Here is a 17,246-nt window from a genome sequence, read left to right on the forward strand (position 1 = left end):
GTGGCCGAGGTCTCCATCGACATCCAGGCGATGGGCGAGCTGGTCTCGGCCCTCGACGGAGCACGGAGTGACCTGACCGGCGCCGCGACGGCCATCAAGAGCCACCTCTCCCAGGTCTGGCTCGGCTCCACAGCGCGTACGAGAACAAGATCCACATCGTCGACCTGAACGGCACGGACTACACCGCGCCTCTCTTCGGCAAGAAGTGACCAAGGAGCTCCAGTGAACTATCTGTACGGCCGCGCCTGGCACGAGCAGGGGCGGTTCCCCGTCGGCGAGATCAGCGAGGACGAGGCGCGCAAGGTCTGGGACAACGGGCCCCAGCTGGGCGTGGCCGCCGGCGAGAGCCTGGAGCGCGGCTCCGCGCCCGAGTACAGCCTGGAGATGAGCGCGCACGCTGCCGACGTCGACGTCAACCACTACGACGAGTCAGGTTCGGTCGTCGCCTCCCTGGGTTGGCAGACGATCGACGGGCGCCTGTACCTCTCCGACGTCGCCGAGTGGCTCTACCCCGACGACGGGAGCTTCCACGAGATGGACGAGTGCCTGGCCGTCCGCAAGTACCTCTTCAAGCCCGACGGCTACGCCCGGCTCCGCAGCGACGTGAAGGCGGCCGGCGGCGTCACCGTGGAGGAGTTCACGGGCGTCGACGTCTCCGACCACTGGCTCGAACCCCTCGCGTGGGGCGACTGGGACCGGATCGGACGACACCGCCCGACCGCCGCACCCGCCTCCTGAGGCCGCGGGGCAGACAACGGCGGTGCGGACCGACATGATCGTGGTGCGACTGGGCACTCGGAACCCACACTGCGAAAGGTTGGTCACATGCTCTGGACGATCATCGTCACCCTGGTCGGCGGCCTCATCATCGGCCTGCTCGGCAAATGGGTCGCTCCTGGCGACCGGGACAACATCCCTCTCTGGCTCACCGTCGTCTGTGGCATCGTCGGCATGATTCTCGGCAGCCTCGTCTACTGGTGGCTGTTCGGGGGCAACGGACGCTTCGACGGCCACGAGCCCACGTGGGACAACGCCACCAACGGAATCGACTGGTGGCGCCACATCTGGCAGATCGGCATCGCGGCGCTGGCGGTCATGGCGGCGGCCGCCGTCACCGGGCGGAGCCGGCCGAAAGCCCTGACGCGGTAGGAGTCCGGGCGGCAGCGCTCAGGAGGCGAGCTCGAGCTCGGCCATCCTCTTCGCGTGGTTCTCGGTCAGCCGGGTGAACATCCGGCCGAGCGCAGCCAGGTCCAGGCCCGGACGGTCGACACCACCGGCCAGCAACGAGGCCAGCGAGTCGCGCTCCGCAGCGACGCGCTGCGCCTGCGACAGGGCCTCGCCCATGAGCCGGCGGCCCCACAGGGCCAGGGGGCCGGCCACCCGCGGATCCTCGGCGATCGCCTCACGCACGCGCTCGACGACGAAGTCGGAGTGGCCGGCGTCGACCAGCGACGCGATGATCAGGTCACGGGTGTCGGCGTCGAGGAACGCCGCCACCTCGCGGTAGAAGTCCGCGGCGAGCCCGTCGCCGACGTAGGCCTTGACCAGGCCCTCGAGCCAGTTGCTGGGCGCGGTCTTGGCGTGGAAGGCGTCGAAGGGCTTCACGAACGGCCCCATCGCCTGCATCGGCTCCGACCCGAGCGCCGCGATCCGGGCGATCAGCGGCTCGACGTGGTTGAACTGGACCGCGGCCATCTTCCCGAGCGCGAGCTTGTCGGGAAGCGTCGGGGCCAGCCGGGCGTCCTCGGCGAGCCGCTCGAAGGCCGAGATCTCGCCGTACGCGATCGCGCCGAGCAGGTCCACGACCGCGGCGCGGTAGCCCGGGTCCTGGAAGGCGACCGGGATGTCGCCGAACGCGTCCGGACCGGGCGCCGGGGGCGGCTCGTCGGCGGGCACCGGCTGCGCGATTTCGGTCATGGGGGGAGCGTACCGATAGACTGGAGCCGGCAGACGGCCGCCGGGCAGCCTCCGACAGGCCCCGTTGACGCCTCTGGCCCTGACTCCGACTTCCACACAGAACGGCAAGATCCTGACCACCTTCCGAGAGCTCGGGGTACTCCCCGAGATCGCCGCCGCCCTCGAGCGCGTCGGCATCGAGACCCCCTTCGCCATCCAGGAGATGACCCTGTCGGTCGCCCTGATGGGCACCGACCTGATCGGCCAGGCCCGCACCGGCACCGGCAAGACGCTGGCGTTCGGCATCCCGGTCATCCAGCGCGCGGTGGCCCCGCACGACCCCGACTACGAGGAGCTCGTCGCCCCGGGCAAGCCGCAGGCGCTCATCGTCGCGCCGACGCGTGAGCTCGCGCTGCAGGTCTCCAGCGACCTGAGCATCGCCAGCGCCGACCGCGGGATCCGGGTCCTCACCGTCTACGGCGGCGTCCCCTACGAGGGTCAGCTCGACGCGCTCGCGTCCGGCGTCGACGTCGTCGTCGGTACGCCGGGCCGCCTCATCGACCTGATGAACCGCAAGGCGCTCGACATCTCCCACGTCAAGAGCCTGGTGCTCGACGAGGCCGACGAGATGCTCGACCTCGGCTTCCTCCCCGACGTCGAGCGGCTGCTGGCCCAGACCCCGGAGACCCGGCAGACGATGCTGTTCTCCGCGACGATGCCGGCCGCGATCGTCGCGCTCGCCCGCACGCACATGCGCCACCCGATGAACATCCGCGCCGAGTCGTCGTACGAGAACGCCACCGTGCCGGCGACCGCCCAGTTCATCTACCAGGCCCACGACCTGGACAAGCCCGAGATGATCGGCCGGATGCTGCAGGCCGAGGGCTCCGGACTGACGATCATCTTCACCCGCACGAAGCGGCAGGCCCAGCGGGTCGCCGACGACCTCGTCGAGCGCGGCTTCAAGGCCAGCGCGCTGCACGGCGACATGGCCCAGGCGGCGCGCGAGAAGGCGCTGACCCGGTTCCGCGAGGGCAAGATCCAGGTCCTCGTCGCCACCGACGTCGCCGCGCGCGGCATCGACGTGCAGGACGTCACCCACGTGGTCAACTACACCTGTCCCGAGGACGAGAAGACCTACGTGCACCGGATCGGTCGCACCGGCCGCGCCGGCGCGACCGGCATCGCCGTGACGTTCGTCGACTGGTCGGACCTGCATCGCTGGAAGATGATCAACAAGGCGCTCGACCTGCCGTTCGACGAGCCGCTGGAGACCTACTCGAGCTCCGAGCACTTCCTCCACGACATGGGCATCCCGCCCGGCACCAAGGGACGCGTGATCCCCGAGGGCCAGGTCGTCATCCCGCGCCAGCCGCGCAAGGACGACGCCAACGGCCGCGGTGGCCGGGGCGGCCCGCGCGGCGGGCGCAGCGAGACGGGCCGGTCCAGCGGCTCGCGGGGCGGTCGCTCCGGCGGGCGCTCGGAGTCCTCGGCCGCCGCGCCTGCTGCCGAGGCGGAGAAGCCGGCCCGGTCGCGCAACCGCAACCGCCGCCGGACCCGTGGCGGCGGTCAGTCCTCCGCCGCGCCGAACGCCGAGTAGCGCCAGGCTTCAGGCCACCACGACGACCGACGTGCCGACGTCGGCGAAGTTCCACATCCGCAGGGCGTCGGAGAGCTTCTGGCGGATGCAGCCGTGCGACTGCGGCGTGCCCAGCTGGGCGACGGTCTGCAGCGGGGTGCCGTTCTTGCTCGGGATGCTGTGGAAGCCGATGGCCGCATGCGGCCCGTGGGCGAACCGCACGAAGTACTGCATCACGCCGGAGTCCTGGACGCCGACGGCCCAGCGCGCCCGCGAGTAGACGCTGTAGGTGCCGGGGTGCAGGTTGTCGGTGAGGCTGCCCGAGACCGGGTAGGTCGACGTGACGGACTCCTTGGCGTCGACCAGCCAGACCCGCTGGGCACTCCGGGAGAACACCACCCGGCGACCGGATCCGCTGGCGGCCGGGAGGGCCGCGGGGTCGTTGTCCGGCACCACCTCGGCGACGTCGGCCGGGCCGCCGACCCCGGCGTCCGTCTTCGGCGACGGGCTCGTGGAGCGATGCGTGGGGCTCGATGCCGTCGCCACGTCACGCGCGTTGCCCGACGACTGGAGGGGCAGCAGGCCGAGGCCGCCGAGCAGGGCCACCACGGTCACCACGAGCGAGAGGCCCGCCGCCGCCATCCGGCCGTAGCGCGGCCGCACTCGCGGCGGCGGCTCGAGACGGTGGCGGCTCATCCTCAGCTCCGCTTGAGCAGGTTGGCGGCGACCTCGCGGTAGGCGATCGAGCCCTTGTTGCTCCGCGCGGTCGAGAGGACCGACCGGCCCGCCGCGGGCGCCTCGGCGAAGCGGATCGACTTCGGGATCGGCGGCTCGATCACCTCGAGGTCGTAGGTGTCGGAGATCGTGTCGAGGACCGCGCGGGCGTGGTTGGTGCGGCCGTCGAACAGCGTCGGGAGCACTCCCCAGACCTCGAGGTCGCGGTTGGTGAACCGGCGTACGTCGTGCACGGTGTCGAGCAGCTGACCCACGCCTCGGTGGGACAGCGTCTCGCACTGGAGCGGGATCAGGACCGCGGTGGCGGCCGTGAGCGCGGCGACGGTCAGCACGCCGAGCGAGGGCGGGCAGTCCAGCAGCACCCAGTCGTAGTCGTCGAGGTCCTCGATGACCGTGCGGATGACGTACTCGCGGCCGGTGCGGGTGAGCAGGTCGGCCTCCGCGCGAGCCAGCTCGATCGTGGCGGGGAGCAGGTCGACGCCTTCCTCGGTGGTCGCCATCACCTCGGCCGGGGCGACGCCCTTGGTCAGCACGTGGTGGATGGACAGGTCCAGGTCCTCCGGGTCGATGCCCAGGCTGAACGTGAGGCACGCCTGCGGGTCGAGATCGACGAGCAGCACCCGCTGGCCCAGTTCGGCCAGGGCCGTGCCGAGCGAGGCGACGGTGGTGGTCTTCGCGACGCCGCCCTTCTGGTTGGCGACCGCGATCACGTGCGAGGAAGACATCGGGGTCCATCATGCCGCACCCGGGTTGCCGCTGCCGACCACCGGCCGCGATGCTGGCGGCATGTCGCAACCCTCCCCCGCGTCCGGATCACGCTGCGCCCTCGTCACCGGAGCGACCGCGGGCATCGGCCTGGAGTTCTCGCGCCAGCTCGCGGCGCGCGGCCACGACCTCGTCCTCGTCGCCCGCGACGCCGGGCGGCTCGAGGCGGTCGCGGCCGAGCTGCGGACGGTGTACGGCGTCGGCGTGGAGGTGCTTGCTGCCGACCTGACCGACGGGGCGGCGCTCGCGGAGGTCGAGGCGCGCCTGGCCGACCCGGCCCGGCCGGTCGACCTGCTGGTCAACAACGCCGGTTTCGGCCTGAAGGGCAGGTTCCTGGACAACTCCGTCGACCAGGAGCAGGCAATGCTCGACGTGCTGGTGACCGCGGTCATGCGGCTGTCGCACGCGGCACTGGGGCCGATGGCGGCGCGCGGCCACGGCGGCGTGATCAACGTGTCCAGCGTGGCGGCGTTCCTGCCGCGCGGGACCTACGCCGCCGCGAAGGCCTGGGTGAACAGTTTCAGCGAGTGGGCGCACAACGAGTACCGCCCCGCCGGCGTCACGGTGACGGCGCTCTGCCCGGGCTTCACCAAGACCGAGTTCCACGAGAGGATGGGCGTCCGCCGCGGTACGTCGATGCTGTGGATGGAGCCCCAGCCCCTCGTCGCCCGCGCGCTGTCGGACTTCGACAAGGGCCGGACCTTCTCGATCCCCGGTGCGCAGTACAAGGTGATCGTCGCCCTGACCAGGCTGATCCCGTCCCGGGCACTGCAGGGCTACCAGTCGATGGGCCGGAAGTAGCCCCGCTCAGCCGTCGCCGGCGATGAAGGCGCGGACCGCGTCGGCCACCATCTGCACGGCGATCGCGCTCAGCAGCAACCCGGCGATCCGGGTCACCAGGAGCACGCCGCTCTCGCGGATCAGCCGCAGGATCGGCAGCGAGAACCGCATCGCCAGCCACAGCGCGACGTGCACCAGGATCACGCCCAACCCCACCGCAGCGAACTCCGAGAACCCGTCGACCTTCTTGCTGAACACCATGGTGGCGACGATGGCGCCGGGTCCGGCGAGCAGCGGCGTGCCGAGCGGCACCAGGGCGACGTTCGTGTCGGCGCTCGCGGTGTGGCCCTCCTCCTTGCCGGTCAGCAGCTCGAGCGCGACCAGCAGGAGCAGCAGGCCGCCCGCGCACTGCAGGGCCGGCAGCGAGATGTGCAGGTACTTCAGGATCTGCTGGCCGAAGAACGCGAACGCGCTGATCACCCCGAAGGAGACCGCCACTGCCTGCCAGGCGGCTCGGCGGGCCACCTGGGCCGAGCGGCCGCCGGTCAGCGAGAGGAAGATCGGGATCGTGCCGACGGGGTCCATGATCACGAAGAGGGTCACGAACACCGAGGTGAGCAGGACCCAATTCATGGCACGAGGGTAGTGCCGGAAAATTCTTCGGCTGCACGCGCATCAGCCGCGACCACCGGGGTAACGAGCGCCTCAGGGCCCACCAGCCCCCAAACGGTGGGCCCTCGGCGGAAGCCGTCTTGCCCCTCCCCGCCCTCCCCGGCGCGCAGGACGGCTGGTGGGACCGCCCCGCTCACCTCCGGTGGGTGGGGCGGAACCTCTTCGAAGGTCCGGTGTCAGTCCCGGCCCGCGCTGCGGAGGACGACGACCGAGGAGACCCACACGCCATGGCGACAGACCCCGAGCACGCTCTCAGCACCGGATCGCCGGCCCTTGCGGCCCTGATGCTGTCCCTGGGCCGGCTGGTGCTGGGCCGCGTGCTGCTCCCACGGCGCGTCCAGCGCAGGGGACGAACGGTCCCGCCCGCGGGCGAGTGACGCTCACCAGGCCGGGCGAGGTCCTCCGAACGGCATCTCCAGGGCCTCCGGGCCGAAGCCGGTCACATCCGCGAGCAGCCACTCGTCACGCAGCAGCAGCGCGGCGGACGCCGGCCTGATCACCAGCCACAGCCAGCGTCCGTCGGCCTCGCCGGCGAACACCGCCTTGGCGAGCAGGTCGTCGTCGTCACGCGGGTCGACGGCCCACAGGGACACCGTCCGGCCCCCGGCGCGCACGTGGACGGCGTGCGGCCCGTGGCCGACCTGCTCACCCGGGTCGTCGTACGCCGTGCCGGCGCAGCGCGCGCCCAGGCCCACGCCGGAGTCCTCGGAGACGATGGTGACCTCGACCGGACCGTCGAGGTCGCTGGTGCCGACCGTGGTCGTCACCGTGGCGAGGGCCCGCTGCGCCGACGCGACGCACCCGAACTCGGCGATCGACCATCCCGGGCTCATCGGCCACGGCAGGTAGGTCGGCAGGTCACCGACCCGGCCCACCAGCTCGGCGAAGGACGTGTAGTCGGCCACGTCGGGCCGCCACAACGGCGTGATCAGGCCGTGCTTGCGACACGTGAAGGTGTCGTCCGCCTCGGTGACCGGGGACGTGCATCGGGGACAGGAGGCCGCGAGCGACACGGCACGAGGGTAGTGCTCATCCGTTCCAGCGCGCCACGACCGGCGACTCGTGCTCGTAGCCGAGGACGGAGACCGTCGCGGTGTCGAGCCGGAAGAGCCGGCCCTCCTCCACCGGCTGCGCCAGCCACCGTGCCGCCAGCACCCGCGACGCGTGCCCGTGCCCGAAGACGAGGACCCGGCCACCGTGGGCGCGGACCTTGGCCACCACCCGGTCCAGCCTGCGGCCGATCTCCGCCGCCGACTCGCCTCCCGGGCACGGATGGGTCCACACCGTCCAGCCGGGGACCTGTTCGCGGATCTCGGGGGTGGTCACGCCCTCGTACTCGCCGTACGCCCACTCGGCCAGGTCCTCCTCGACGTGGGCGTCGGTGAACCCGGCCAGCTCGGCGGTACGCCGGGCGCGGTCGCGCGGACTGGTCAGGACCAGGTCGAAGGCGACGCCTGCAAGGCGCTCGCCGATCGCCCGCGCGGCCGCCTCACCCGCGGCCGTGAGCGGCACCTCCGTCGTCGAGGTGTGCTTGCCGCTGGCGCTCCACTCCGTCTCGCCGTGCCGCACGATCCAGAGCTCGTCCGCCTCGGGGTGCGTGTGGGTCACGACCAGAGCCTGCTGCGCTCGCGGGCCCTGGACAAGTCAGGCCTCGGCGCCCTGCTCGCCCGGCCAGTTCTTGTCGGGCTGGGGCACCGGCCGCCCGGGCTGCTCGCCGCCCCGGGCCTCGAGGTAGCTGTTCTTGGGCACCATCACCTTGCGGCGGAAGATGCAGACGACCTTGCCGTCCTGGTTGTAGCCGATCGTCTCGACGTGGACGACACCGCGGTCGTCCTTGGAGGTGCTCTCCCACTTGTCCAGCACGGTCGTCTGGCCGTACAGGGTGTCCCCGTGGAACGTCGGGGCGACGTGGCGCAGCGACTCGATCTCGAGGTTGGCGATCGCCTTGCCGCTGATGTCGGGCACGGACATGCCGAGGAGGATCGAGTAGACGTAGTTGCCGACCACGACGTTCTTGCCGAACTGGGTGGTCTCCTCGGCGTAGTGGGCGTCGAGGTGCAGCGGGTGGTGGTTCATCGTGAGCAGGCAGAACAGGTGGTCGTCGTACTCGGTGACCGTCTTGCCGGGCCAGTGCTTGTAGGTCGCACCGACCTCGAACTCCTCGTAGCTACGACCGAACTGCATGGGTGCTCTCCTGTTCCACTGCCGGGACGGCAACCGTCCCATCGTGCCCAAACGCGTCCCGATGGGGAACAACGCCGGCACGTGGGATTGCTCACGACACCGCCCTCGCCGAACCAGGGGACCTTCGCGGGACCAGACGGGGACTTCGCCCCATCCGGACACGACTCTGCACCGACGAGGCTGGAGTGAGGAACCGCAACCCGAGGAGTGGACCCATGAAGGCGCTGGTCGTGTACGAGTCGATGTTCGGCAACTCCGAGCGGGTGGCCCGCGCCATCGGCGAGGGCATCTCGGAGTACGCCGACGTGCTGGTGCGCGACGTGGCGACCGCCGATCCGGGCGAGATCCCCGCAGGCGTCGACCTGCTGGTCGCGGGCGGCCCGACGCACGCGATGGCGATGAGCCGGAAGAGCACCCGCGAGGACGCAGTCCGGCAGGGTGCCGACCAGGGGCTGGTCGAGCGCGGGCTGCGCGAGTGGCTCGCCGCGCTGGCCGAGGACCTGGACGGCCTCCGGTTCACGACTTTCGACACCCGCGTGTCGCGCGTGCGCCGTCTGCCCGGCTCGGCCGCGCACGGAGCCGCACGCGTGCTGCGGCGGCGCAGGGGCCGGATCCTGACCGCCCCGGAGAGCTTCTTCGTGGGCGACGTGGCCGGCCCGCTGAGCGACGACCAGCTCGAGCGCGCCCGCAGCTGGGGCCGCGACGTGGGCGCAGTACTCACCGACCAGCGTCACGCCGACGCCGGCTGAGCCGGCTCAGGAGCCTCCGCCGCCGGCCTTCCGGCGGTGCATCTTCGGCCCGCCGCCGGCGACCTCGGAGCCATGGGCCTTCTCCTTGACCGGCTTGCCCTCCGGTACGCCGCGGTCGTTGGCCTGCTTGCGCTCGAGCGCCTCGCGCATCTTCGCCTTGAGGTCGTCGTTCGCGTTGTTGTCCGGCATCGGTCGGTCCTTACGTCGTGACGGCGTCGTGCTCGCCTCCACCCTGCCATCCGGCCGGTGACGGGTCGACCGGGACCCGCACGAGGGGCCGAACGGCTACTTGCCGGTACCCGCCCGGCCGGTGCCGCCGACCGGCGCGATGGGAGGATTCGGGCATGCCCGAACCAGCTCGCCGAGCGGCGACCAGCGCGTCGTACTCGATCACGATGCGCCTGCACACCAGCCTCGACCACACCCTGATCGGCGCCGTCGCGACCGCCATCGCCGAGGGCGGCGGCATCGTCACGGCGATCGACGTCGCCGACTCCCGCCACGAGGGGCTCGTCGTCGACGTCACGTGCTCGGCGACCGACTCCGACCACTCGGCGGAGATCGTCGCCGCCGTCGAGGCCCTCGAGGGCGTCACCGTGCACAAGGTGTCGGACCGGACCTTCCTGCTGCACCTCGGCGGAAAGATCGAAGTGCGCTCCAAGGTGCCGCTCCGGACCCGGGACGACCTCTCGATGGCCTACACCCCGGGCGTCGGGCGGGTCAGCATGGCGATCGCCCAGCATCCCGAGGACGTCTCCAAGCTGACCATCAAGGGCAACTCGGTCGCCGTGGTGACCGACGGCTCCGCCGTGCTCGGCCTGGGCAACATCGGCCCCGGAGCAGCGCTGCCCGTGATGGAGGGCAAGGCGGCGCTCTTCAAGCAGTTCGCCGACATCGACGCCTGGCCGATCTGCCTGTCGACCCAGGACACCGACAAGATCGTCGAGATCGTCGAGGGCATCGCTCCCGGCTTCGGGGGCATCAACCTGGAGGACATCGCGGCGCCCCGGTGCTTCGAGATCGAGCGCCGCCTGCGGGAGCGGCTGGACATCCCGGTCTTCCACGACGACCAGCACGGCACCGCGATCGTCGTCCTCGCCGCCCTGCAGAACGCCCTGCGCTGCGTCCGGAAGCCGATCGACGGTGCCCGGGTGGTGGTCGCAGGAGCCGGAGCGGCCGGCACGGCGATCGTCACCCTGCTGATGGCCGCCGGAGTCACCGACGTGGTCGTGTGGGACCGCGAGGGCTGCCTCTCCCGTGACGACGAGTCGCTTCCCCCGGCGAAGGCCGAGCTCGCGTCGAGGACCAATCCCCGGCTCGTGCGAGGGACCTTGCACACGGCGCTGCACGACGCCGACGTGTTCATCGGCGTGAGCGGCCCGGGCGTGCTCGACGCTGCCTGGATCGACGACATGGCCACGGACCCGGTCGTGTTCGCGCTCGCCAACCCCGACCCGGAGATCGACCCGGCCGAGGCTGCCAAGCACGCGGCAGTCGTGGCCAGCGGCCGCAGCGACTACCCCAACCAGATCAACAACGTGCTCGCGTTCCCGGGAGTCTTCCGGGGGCTCCTCGACGCGCGCGCGTCCGACATCGACATCGACATGCTCCTGCGGGCCGCGAACGCGATCGCGCAGTCGGTCAGCGACGACCAGCTCAACGCGAGCTTCATCATCCCGAGCGTCTTCAACCCCGAGGTGCCCAAGGCGGTCGCCGCGGCGGTTCGCGGCGACGTCGTCCCGCCGCCTCCGATGTCCGGGAGTAGGCTCTCGCGCTGACCGGCACGGGCCGGCCCCAGGAAGGACGTGCGTGGCCACCCACATCGACGCGAAGGGCATCCGCCTCTCGCGTCCGTACGACGGCCCGCTCGACGTCCTCATCGGCGGCCACCGGGTCTGGTCCTTCAGCACCGGTCGCGACGCCGTGCGCGCCGGATCGGGACTCTTCGTCGCCTGGCCCGGACCCCTCGCGAGCCGGCTCGAGGGTCGGGCCGAGGTGGCGCTCGTCCCGCACAACGGCGGCGACCCGCTCTTCTCCGGGCCGATCCGGTTCGGCCGCTCGAGCGCGCCGCTCGAGCTGCTCGACGAGCTCGGGCACCCGCTCTCCCTGGACAAGGGCGGCCGCCTGCAGCGCACCTTCGAGGACTTCGCCGACGAGTCCCGCGTCGAGCTGATCGCGGCCACCCACCGGGTGCTGGCGGACCTCACCGAGAAGTGCCACCTCGACGCCTACCTCTGCTACGGCGGGCTGCTCGGAGCAGCCCGGTCCGGCCGGATGATCGGCCACGACTCCGACCTCGACCTGGGGTTCCTCAGCCGCTACACGCACCCGTTCGACGTCATCCAGGAGACGCGCGCCGCGGAGCGCCGGATGGCAGCCCTCGGCTGGCGGGTCGTCCGGATGAGCGCGGCGAACTTCAAGATCTGGGTGCCGCTGCCCAGCGGCAAGCGGGCCGGCGTGGACGTCTTCGGCTCCTTCCACGTCGGCGACCAGTTCCACATCACCGGGTCGCTGCGGGGACGGCTCGACCGCGCGGCGATCGTCCCGTTCGGCGAGATCGACCTGGAGGGCGTCACCTTCACCGCACCGGCCGACGTACCGAGGTTCCTGGAGTTCACCTACGGGCCCGGCTGGAAGGTGCCCGACCCGGCCTTCCACTTCGACCACCCGCCGGAGAACGTCCGCCGGATGTCGCAGTGGTTCCGCGGGACCCGCAACCGGCTCCCGCACTGGCAGGAGTTCTACAAGGGCCCGCACGAGCAGGTGCCGACGGCCCCGTCGGACTTCGCCGCCTGGGCCGAGGAACGGATGGAGCCCGGCAGCCCGGTGGTCGAGCTGGGCGCCGGCACCGGCCGCGACGCGCTGTGGCTCGCGCGGCGCGGCCACCCGGTGCTCGCCTCGGACTACTGCTCGGGAGCGCGGACCGCGATCGCCACCGCGGCCAAGGACGCGGAGGTGCGGCTGCCGTACCGGCCGATCAACCTCGAGTCACTGCACTCCTCACTGGTCGCCGCGACACGGTTCGCGCACGACGAGGTGCCTCGGCACGTCTACGCCCGCGGGCTGGTCGACGCGCTCGCCCCGAGCGGGCGGATGGGCCTGTGGCGGTTCTGCGCGGTCGCCGGGCGCCGGGGCGGCCTGACGTTCCTCGAGTTCACGACCGCGGAGGTCGCCGCTGCCGCGGTCGTCGCGGAGATCGGTGCGCGCGGTGGCAGCGTCGTGGAGCAGTCAGGCAAGCAGGGCAGGTGTCGTCTCGTCGTGAGCTGGAGGAAACCATGAGGAACCCGTTGCAGACCGTGCGGGACAACGGGTCCCGGATCAGGGTCCTCGAGGAGCAGGTCGCCGAGCTGATGGACTCCGTCGAGGAGAACCGCCGGCTCAACGAGCGGCTCTCCGACGTGCTCGACGTGGTCACCGAGCTGCTCGTGCCCGCGGTCGACCGCGACGACGCGCGCGTGCGCGAGGCGCTCGAGAAGCTCCAGGGCGGCCGGTGGAAGGCCACCTGAGGACTCGTCGAGTTGGGAGAAGATGCCCGTTGAGTCGGGAAATTCTTTCCCCACTCGAGAGGTGGTTTCTCCCAACTCAACGAGTCACTTGAGCTTGTAGTCCTCCAGGATCCGGCGGCCGATGATCATCCGCTGGATGTCGGCGGTGCCTTCGCCGATGAGCAGCATCGGGGCCTCGCGGTAGAGCCGCTCGATCTCGTACTCCTTGGAGAACCCGTAGCCGCCGTGGATCCGGAAGGAGTCCTCCACGACCTGCGAGCAATACTCCGAGGCCAGGTACTTCGCCATCCCGGCCTCGAGGTCGTTGCGCTCCCCCGAGTCCTTCTTGCGCGCTGCCAGGACAACCATCTGGTGGGCGGCCTCGACCTTGGTGGCCATCTCGGCGATCCGGAACAGCACCGCCTGGTGCTCGGCGATCTTCTTCCCGAACGTCTCGCGCTGCTGGGCGTACTGGACGCCGAGCTCGAAGGCACGGGTCGCGACCCCCACACCGCGGGCCGCCACGTTCACACGGCCGACCTCGACGCCGTCCATCATCTGGTAGAAGCCCTTGCCCGGCTCGCCACCGAGGACCTGGTCGGCGGAGATCTGGTGGCCCTCGAAGACCATCTCGGTGGTGTCGACGCCCTTGTAGCCCATCTTGTCGATCTTGCCCGGGATGGTGACGCCCTGGGCGGTCTCGCCGAAGCCGGACTCCTTCTCGACGAGGAAGGTCGTCATGTTCTTGTAGACCGAGTCGGCGCCCTCGTCGGTCTTCACCAGCACGGCGACCAGGTTGGCCGAGCCACCGTTGGTGAGCCACATCTTCTGGCCGGTGATCGAGTAGCCGTCGCCGTCCTTGGTTGCCTTCGTCTTGATCGCGCTGACGTCGGAGCCGCAGCCCGGCTCGGACATCGAGAACGCGCCGCGCACCTCGCCGGTGGCCATCCGCGGCAAGTACTTCTGCTTCTGCTCGTCGGTGCCGTGCTGCAGGATCATGTAGGCCACGATGAAGTGGGTGTTGATGATCCCCGAAACGCTCATCCAGCCGCGGGCGATCTCCTCGACGGCCAGCGCATAGGTCAGCAGCGACTCTCCGAGACCGCCGTACTCCTCGGGGATCATCAGGCCGAACAGCCCCAGCTCCTTGAGGCCCTCGACGATCTCGGTCGGGTACTCGTCGGCGTGCTCGAGCTCCTGCGCGACCGGGATGATCCGCTCGTCGACGAACTTCACGATGGTCTTGAGGATCTCTTCCTGGATGTCAGTCAGGCCCTCGGTCTCACGCAGGCGACCCATGCTGGTGGTGTCCTTCCGGATGGCTTTGGCAGAGCAGTTCAGCGCAGCCCACAGCGCGCGGGCGGTCGAAGATTACCCGGCAGTATGTCCCTGCTTGCCCCGGTCCGCCATGACGAACCTCACGTCCGCGCGCGACGCGGCTCAGGAGCGGATCACGAGGCGGCGCGTCCACGGGAACCGTGTCGCGAGCGCCTCCCGCAGGCCCGGGGCGGGCTTCGCCTGGAGGTCCTCGAGCTCGCGGCGCAGCTGGTTGCGCTCCATCCGGATCCGGCGTACGTCGTGCAGCATCCGGCCGACGAGCTCGACGGCGATCTCGGCGACCTCCTCGTCGGTGACCGAGTCCACGGACCGCCGCGGCTCGAGGGTGTCCGGCACGAGGAGGTCACGGACGTCACCGATCACGTCGTACCCGGCGGCCTCGACGTGCTCGACCGCGGCAGCCGCTCGCCTCCGGCACTCCGCGAGGATCGCCTCCGTCGGCCAGTACCTCTCGCCGCCGCGGCTGGCCAGCCGCTCGTCCGCGAGGAAGGTCCGGATGTAGACGCCGCGGTCGAAGGGACGCTCGAAGTCCTCGTCCTTCAGGTGCAGGTTGACCCGGCGCAGGGTCTCGGCCTCGGCGACGCCCATCGACTCGTTCGGGAAGGTCGGTGACAGGTCGAAGGCATCCGGATCCAGCCCGACGAGGCCCGCGAACCGCTGCCAGAGCAGCTCGCGCGGGGCACCCGGTGGTGGCAGCGGCAGCAGGTGGACCCGCTCCGGCGGGACGGTCGCCGCCCAGCGCTCGAGCACCAGCCGGACGTCCAGCGTGCGCCAGTTCCACACCGACATCGGGCTCTCGGAGACCTCCGCCTCGGCGAACTCGGGCATCGTCCGCGCGTCGCGGTTCTTCAGGCTCTCCTGCCAGCCGCCGGAGTAGAGGCCGACCGGCTCGCGCGCCGTGACCACGAGGTGGACCTCCGCCGGCGCCAGCTCGCCCACCATCCGCGCAGCCTGTTCCGGTGACGCTCCCGCGAAGAACTCATGGCTGATGAGCGCGGTGCCGTCCCACGCCGCGATCTCCTCCTTGAGCACACCCCACGACTCGCGCACCCGCTCGTCGTAGGTGGCCAGGTTCGGGTCCTCACGAACGATCCTCGTGGCCCAGAGGTGGTCGCGGCGCTCCCGGCCGGGCAGCAGCACGCCCTGGGCGCGCATCCGCTCGCGGTCGGCCCACATCACCGTCTGCAGGTACGTCGTGCCCGTCTTGGGCAATCCGATGTGGAGGTGGACCTTCGCTGCCATGACCGTGTCGGCTCCCGCCGCCTACAGGCTGCGCTGGAACTTCGCGAGCGCGGCGTCGATGCGCTCCCGGTCCTGCGACGCCACCGGGATCAACAGCTCCTGCACCAGGTCGACCAGCTCCGCCACCCGGAGGTTGAGGTTGCGGTTCTCCTGCACCTCGGCCTCCAGCTCGTCGATCCGCACGAACAGGTCCGGGGCAACACGACGGGCCACCCGCTGCCGCAGGCTCTTCCTCACTGCTGCCACTGCGCCACCAATCGGGCCATCGTTCGTTCCTCGGGCTGTCCCGGGGACCCGGACGTGCTCTCCACCCGGGCCTCCTCGCGGTGAACGATAACGGCTCCGCGCGCCTCGAGCTCGGCGGCCACGACACCCGCCGGCACCGCCGCCTGCAGCTGCCCCTCGTGCCGTCGCTGCCCGTCGCCGGTCCAGAACTCGAGGTAGAGGCGGCCCCCGTCACGCAGCGCCATCTCGCTCAGCCGCCAGGCGCCCGAGCGACCGGGCGCCACGGTCGCGTCGACGAGGTGGCGGGCCACCACGACCCGCGGTCCCGGCGCACGCGCGAGCCGCGCACCCTCGGCCAGCACCGACCGCAGCGAGAGGAGGTTCACCTCGCGCACGGTCAGGTCGTGGCCCTCTGCCGCGGCCGCCAGCCTCGCGGCCTCGGCAGCCCGCGGCACGAAGTCGAGGGCGGTGGCCGACGCTCCCTGCCGAGCGAACCACAGCGCATCCCCGGCACGCCCGGCGCCCAGGTCGACGACGTGGGCCGGCACGCCCTCGCGCGCCACCACGAGCCGCGCGAGCGCGCTGGCCCGGTCCGGTGCGGCCTTCTCGCGGTGCTGGCTGTGCTTGCGCTCCCACTCGCTGCGGAGCACGCGGATCCCGCGGAACCAGCCGTTGAGCCGGCGTACCGTCGCGCGCGACGTCTCGAAGTGGTACGCCGGGTCGGGCACCCGCCAGCCCGGACCGTAGGTCGCTTCGAGCAGCCTCTCCGGCTTCGCCGGCACCGGGAACGTGCGGCCCTCGAGCGTCGCCGTCGTCAGCGGGTAGATCCACTCGAGCTCGAACGGCGCACCGATCTCGCCCATCAGGTAGAGCATCGGCGGCCGGTCCCCGACCGGCTCGGCGATGAAGCCGCCGAAGACGTCGAGGCCGCGCTTGAAGCCGTCGCCCTCGATGACGTCCACCCGGAAGGCGATCCCGCTGTAGCGGTAGGTGTCGAAGCCCAGCCCGCTGAGGTGGCGCTGCACCCGGAACGACTCGAGCACGACGTCGACCGGGTGGCTGAACCGGCTCACGTAGCCGAGGTCCGCATCGCTGTCGTGGCCGATGAGGCCGCCCTGGCGCACCGCGCCGAGCAGGGTGCCGTAGGCGAGGAACGCCTCCACGCCGGTCTCCCGGATCGCGTCGAGCACGTGGGCGATCGAGTCGAGCAGCGGGGCCACCTGCTCGGGGGTCCGGCTGTCGAAGGTCTGGGAGAGCCGGTTGGACTTGTCGAGGCCGAGCGGCTTCCCCTCGGCGCTCACCACGGCGATCCGGCCCTCACCGGATCCGAGGCGCACCTCCGCGTCGTACAGGGTGACGTCCGCGACGTGGGCGACCAGGGACAGCCTGGTGCTGCCGTCCAGGAACCGCACGAGCGCGCTCGGCCACGGGGCGAGGCGGCCGCCCGAGCTCGGCGCGCTGTCGCGCCGCAGCCAGAAGGACCAGACCCGCCGGCCGTCGAAGCAGACGTCGACGACGTCGTCGGCGTCGGAGCGGAACCAGATGCCGCGGTCGTCGACGCGGACGCCGTCGACCTTCGGGGCGGCAGCCATCAGG

Annotated in this window: 22 protein-coding genes; 10 read left to right on the forward strand and 12 right to left on the reverse strand. The window is 71.3% G+C overall.

All coding sequences use genetic code 11. The features are described 5' to 3' along the window. From ACVW00_RS15685 to ACVW00_RS15695, 3 genes are all read left to right on the forward strand, one after another. Positions 1–168 carry a hypothetical protein gene (locus tag ACVW00_RS15685; protein ID WP_457111827.1) on the forward strand — a complete coding sequence of 56 codons (168 nt, stop codon included), beginning with the start codon at positions 1–3 and terminating at the stop codon, positions 166–168. 54 nt (positions 169–222) lie between these two features. Further along, a complete protein-coding gene (locus ACVW00_RS15690) occupies positions 223–738 on the forward strand; it encodes a hypothetical protein (protein WP_457111828.1) in 516 nt (171 codons plus the stop codon). A gap of 87 nt (positions 739–825) precedes the next feature. Beyond that, the gene (locus ACVW00_RS15695) at positions 826–1,149 is read left to right on the forward strand and encodes a hypothetical protein (protein ID WP_457111829.1); all 324 of its coding nucleotides are present in this window, start codon (positions 826–828) and stop codon (positions 1,147–1,149) included. An 18-nt stretch (positions 1,150–1,167) separates the two neighbouring features. Here the strand turns inward: ACVW00_RS15695 and ACVW00_RS15700 are convergent, their stop codons facing one another. Continuing rightward, complete coding sequence (locus ACVW00_RS15700; protein ID WP_457111830.1) at positions 1,168–1,917, reverse strand: ferritin-like fold-containing protein; 750 nt, start codon at positions 1,915–1,917, stop codon at positions 1,168–1,170. A 112-nt stretch (positions 1,918–2,029) separates the two neighbouring features. Here ACVW00_RS15700 and ACVW00_RS15705 point away from each other — a divergent pair, with 112 nt between their 5' ends. Beyond that, entirely contained in the window at positions 2,030–3,496 is a 1,467-nt protein-coding gene (locus ACVW00_RS15705; protein WP_457113124.1) for a DEAD/DEAH box helicase, read from the forward strand. Positions 3,497–3,505: 9 nt separating this feature from the next. On the opposite strand, the gene ACVW00_RS15710 is transcribed toward ACVW00_RS15705, so the two are convergent. Together ACVW00_RS15710 and ACVW00_RS15715 are read right to left on the reverse strand one after the other, a co-directional pair. Further along, positions 3,506–4,171, reverse strand: a complete 666-nt coding sequence (locus tag ACVW00_RS15710; RefSeq protein ID WP_457111831.1) for a L,D-transpeptidase — start codon at positions 4,169–4,171, stop codon at positions 3,506–3,508. Positions 4,172–4,173: 2 nt separating this feature from the next. Continuing rightward, complete coding sequence (locus tag ACVW00_RS15715; RefSeq protein WP_457111832.1) at positions 4,174–4,935, reverse strand: ParA family protein; 762 nt, start codon at positions 4,933–4,935, stop codon at positions 4,174–4,176. A 61-nt stretch (positions 4,936–4,996) separates the two neighbouring features. On the opposite strand from ACVW00_RS15715, the gene ACVW00_RS15720 reads away from it, so the two are divergent. Continuing rightward, positions 4,997–5,776: an SDR family NAD(P)-dependent oxidoreductase gene (locus tag ACVW00_RS15720; protein WP_457111833.1), complete on the forward strand. Its 780-nt coding sequence runs from the start codon at positions 4,997–4,999 to the stop codon at positions 5,774–5,776. A gap of 6 nt (positions 5,777–5,782) precedes the next feature. Here ACVW00_RS15720 and ACVW00_RS15725 read toward each other — a convergent pair whose 3' ends face one another. Then, the gene (locus tag ACVW00_RS15725; protein ID WP_457111834.1) at positions 5,783–6,388 is read right to left on the reverse strand and encodes a MarC family protein; all 606 of its coding nucleotides are present in this window, start codon (positions 6,386–6,388) and stop codon (positions 5,783–5,785) included. A gap of 266 nt (positions 6,389–6,654) precedes the next feature. On the opposite strand from ACVW00_RS15725, the gene ACVW00_RS15730 reads away from it, so the two are divergent. Then, entirely contained in the window at positions 6,655–6,804 is a 150-nt protein-coding gene (locus tag ACVW00_RS15730) for a hypothetical protein (RefSeq protein WP_457111835.1), read from the forward strand. Between the two features lie 3 nt (positions 6,805–6,807). Here the strand turns inward: ACVW00_RS15730 and ACVW00_RS15735 are convergent, their stop codons facing one another. From ACVW00_RS15735 to ACVW00_RS15745, 3 genes are read right to left on the reverse strand one after another with little or no spacing between them, the layout of a single operon-like run. Continuing rightward, positions 6,808–7,440, reverse strand: a complete 633-nt coding sequence (locus ACVW00_RS15735; protein ID WP_457111836.1) for a DUF6758 family protein — start codon at positions 7,438–7,440, stop codon at positions 6,808–6,810. A 16-nt stretch (positions 7,441–7,456) separates the two neighbouring features. Next, positions 7,457–8,035, reverse strand: a complete 579-nt coding sequence (locus ACVW00_RS15740) for a histidine phosphatase family protein (RefSeq protein WP_457111837.1) — start codon at positions 8,033–8,035, stop codon at positions 7,457–7,459. 36 nt (positions 8,036–8,071) lie between these two features. Further along, positions 8,072–8,611, reverse strand: coding sequence for a MaoC family dehydratase (locus tag ACVW00_RS15745; RefSeq protein WP_457111838.1), 540 nt, complete (start codon positions 8,609–8,611; stop codon positions 8,072–8,074). 215 nt (positions 8,612–8,826) lie between these two features. Between ACVW00_RS15745 and ACVW00_RS15750 the strand changes: the two genes are divergently transcribed. Beyond that, on the forward strand, positions 8,827–9,360 hold the full coding sequence (locus ACVW00_RS15750) for a flavodoxin family protein (RefSeq protein ID WP_457111839.1): 534 nt from the start codon (positions 8,827–8,829) through the stop codon (positions 9,358–9,360). A 6-nt stretch (positions 9,361–9,366) separates the two neighbouring features. On the opposite strand, the gene ACVW00_RS15755 is transcribed toward ACVW00_RS15750, so the two are convergent. Beyond that, on the reverse strand, positions 9,367–9,549 hold the full coding sequence (locus tag ACVW00_RS15755) for a DUF5302 domain-containing protein (protein ID WP_457111840.1): 183 nt from the start codon (positions 9,547–9,549) through the stop codon (positions 9,367–9,369). A gap of 155 nt (positions 9,550–9,704) precedes the next feature. Here ACVW00_RS15755 and ACVW00_RS15760 point away from each other — a divergent pair, with 155 nt between their 5' ends. From ACVW00_RS15760 to ACVW00_RS15770, 3 genes are read left to right on the forward strand one after another with little or no spacing between them, the layout of a single operon-like run. Continuing rightward, positions 9,705–11,138 (forward strand): malic enzyme-like NAD(P)-binding protein, encoded by a 1,434-nt coding sequence (locus tag ACVW00_RS15760; protein WP_457111841.1) that lies wholly within the window; start codon positions 9,705–9,707, stop codon positions 11,136–11,138. A 31-nt stretch (positions 11,139–11,169) separates the two neighbouring features. Next, positions 11,170–12,639 carry a class I SAM-dependent methyltransferase gene (locus tag ACVW00_RS15765; RefSeq protein ID WP_457111842.1) on the forward strand — a complete coding sequence of 490 codons (1,470 nt, stop codon included), beginning with the start codon at positions 11,170–11,172 and terminating at the stop codon, positions 12,637–12,639. Further along, positions 12,636–12,866: a DUF6752 domain-containing protein gene (locus tag ACVW00_RS15770; RefSeq protein WP_457111843.1), complete on the forward strand. Its 231-nt coding sequence runs from the start codon at positions 12,636–12,638 to the stop codon at positions 12,864–12,866. Before ACVW00_RS15765 ends, ACVW00_RS15770 begins: the two co-directional genes overlap by 4 nt. A gap of 84 nt (positions 12,867–12,950) precedes the next feature. Here the strand turns inward: ACVW00_RS15770 and ACVW00_RS15775 are convergent, their stop codons facing one another. The 4 genes from ACVW00_RS15775 to ACVW00_RS15790 all read right to left on the reverse strand — a co-directional run bounded on the left by ACVW00_RS15775 (position 12,951) and on the right by ACVW00_RS15790 (position 17,242). Continuing rightward, complete coding sequence (locus tag ACVW00_RS15775) at positions 12,951–14,144, reverse strand: acyl-CoA dehydrogenase family protein (RefSeq protein WP_457111844.1); 1,194 nt, start codon at positions 14,142–14,144, stop codon at positions 12,951–12,953. A 141-nt stretch (positions 14,145–14,285) separates the two neighbouring features. Next, positions 14,286–15,425 (reverse strand): hypothetical protein, encoded by a 1,140-nt coding sequence (locus ACVW00_RS15780; RefSeq protein WP_457111845.1) that lies wholly within the window; start codon positions 15,423–15,425, stop codon positions 14,286–14,288. 21 nt (positions 15,426–15,446) lie between these two features. Further along, positions 15,447–15,671, reverse strand: coding sequence for a DUF6752 domain-containing protein (locus tag ACVW00_RS15785; RefSeq protein WP_457111846.1), 225 nt, complete (start codon positions 15,669–15,671; stop codon positions 15,447–15,449). Then, positions 15,659–17,242, reverse strand: a complete 1,584-nt coding sequence (locus ACVW00_RS15790; RefSeq protein ID WP_457111847.1) for a hypothetical protein — start codon at positions 17,240–17,242, stop codon at positions 15,659–15,661. Before ACVW00_RS15790 ends, ACVW00_RS15785 begins: the two co-directional genes overlap by 13 nt. Positions 17,243–17,246: the final 4 nt, after the last annotated feature.

This window comes from Marmoricola sp. URHA0025 HA25 (assembly GCF_054059435.1).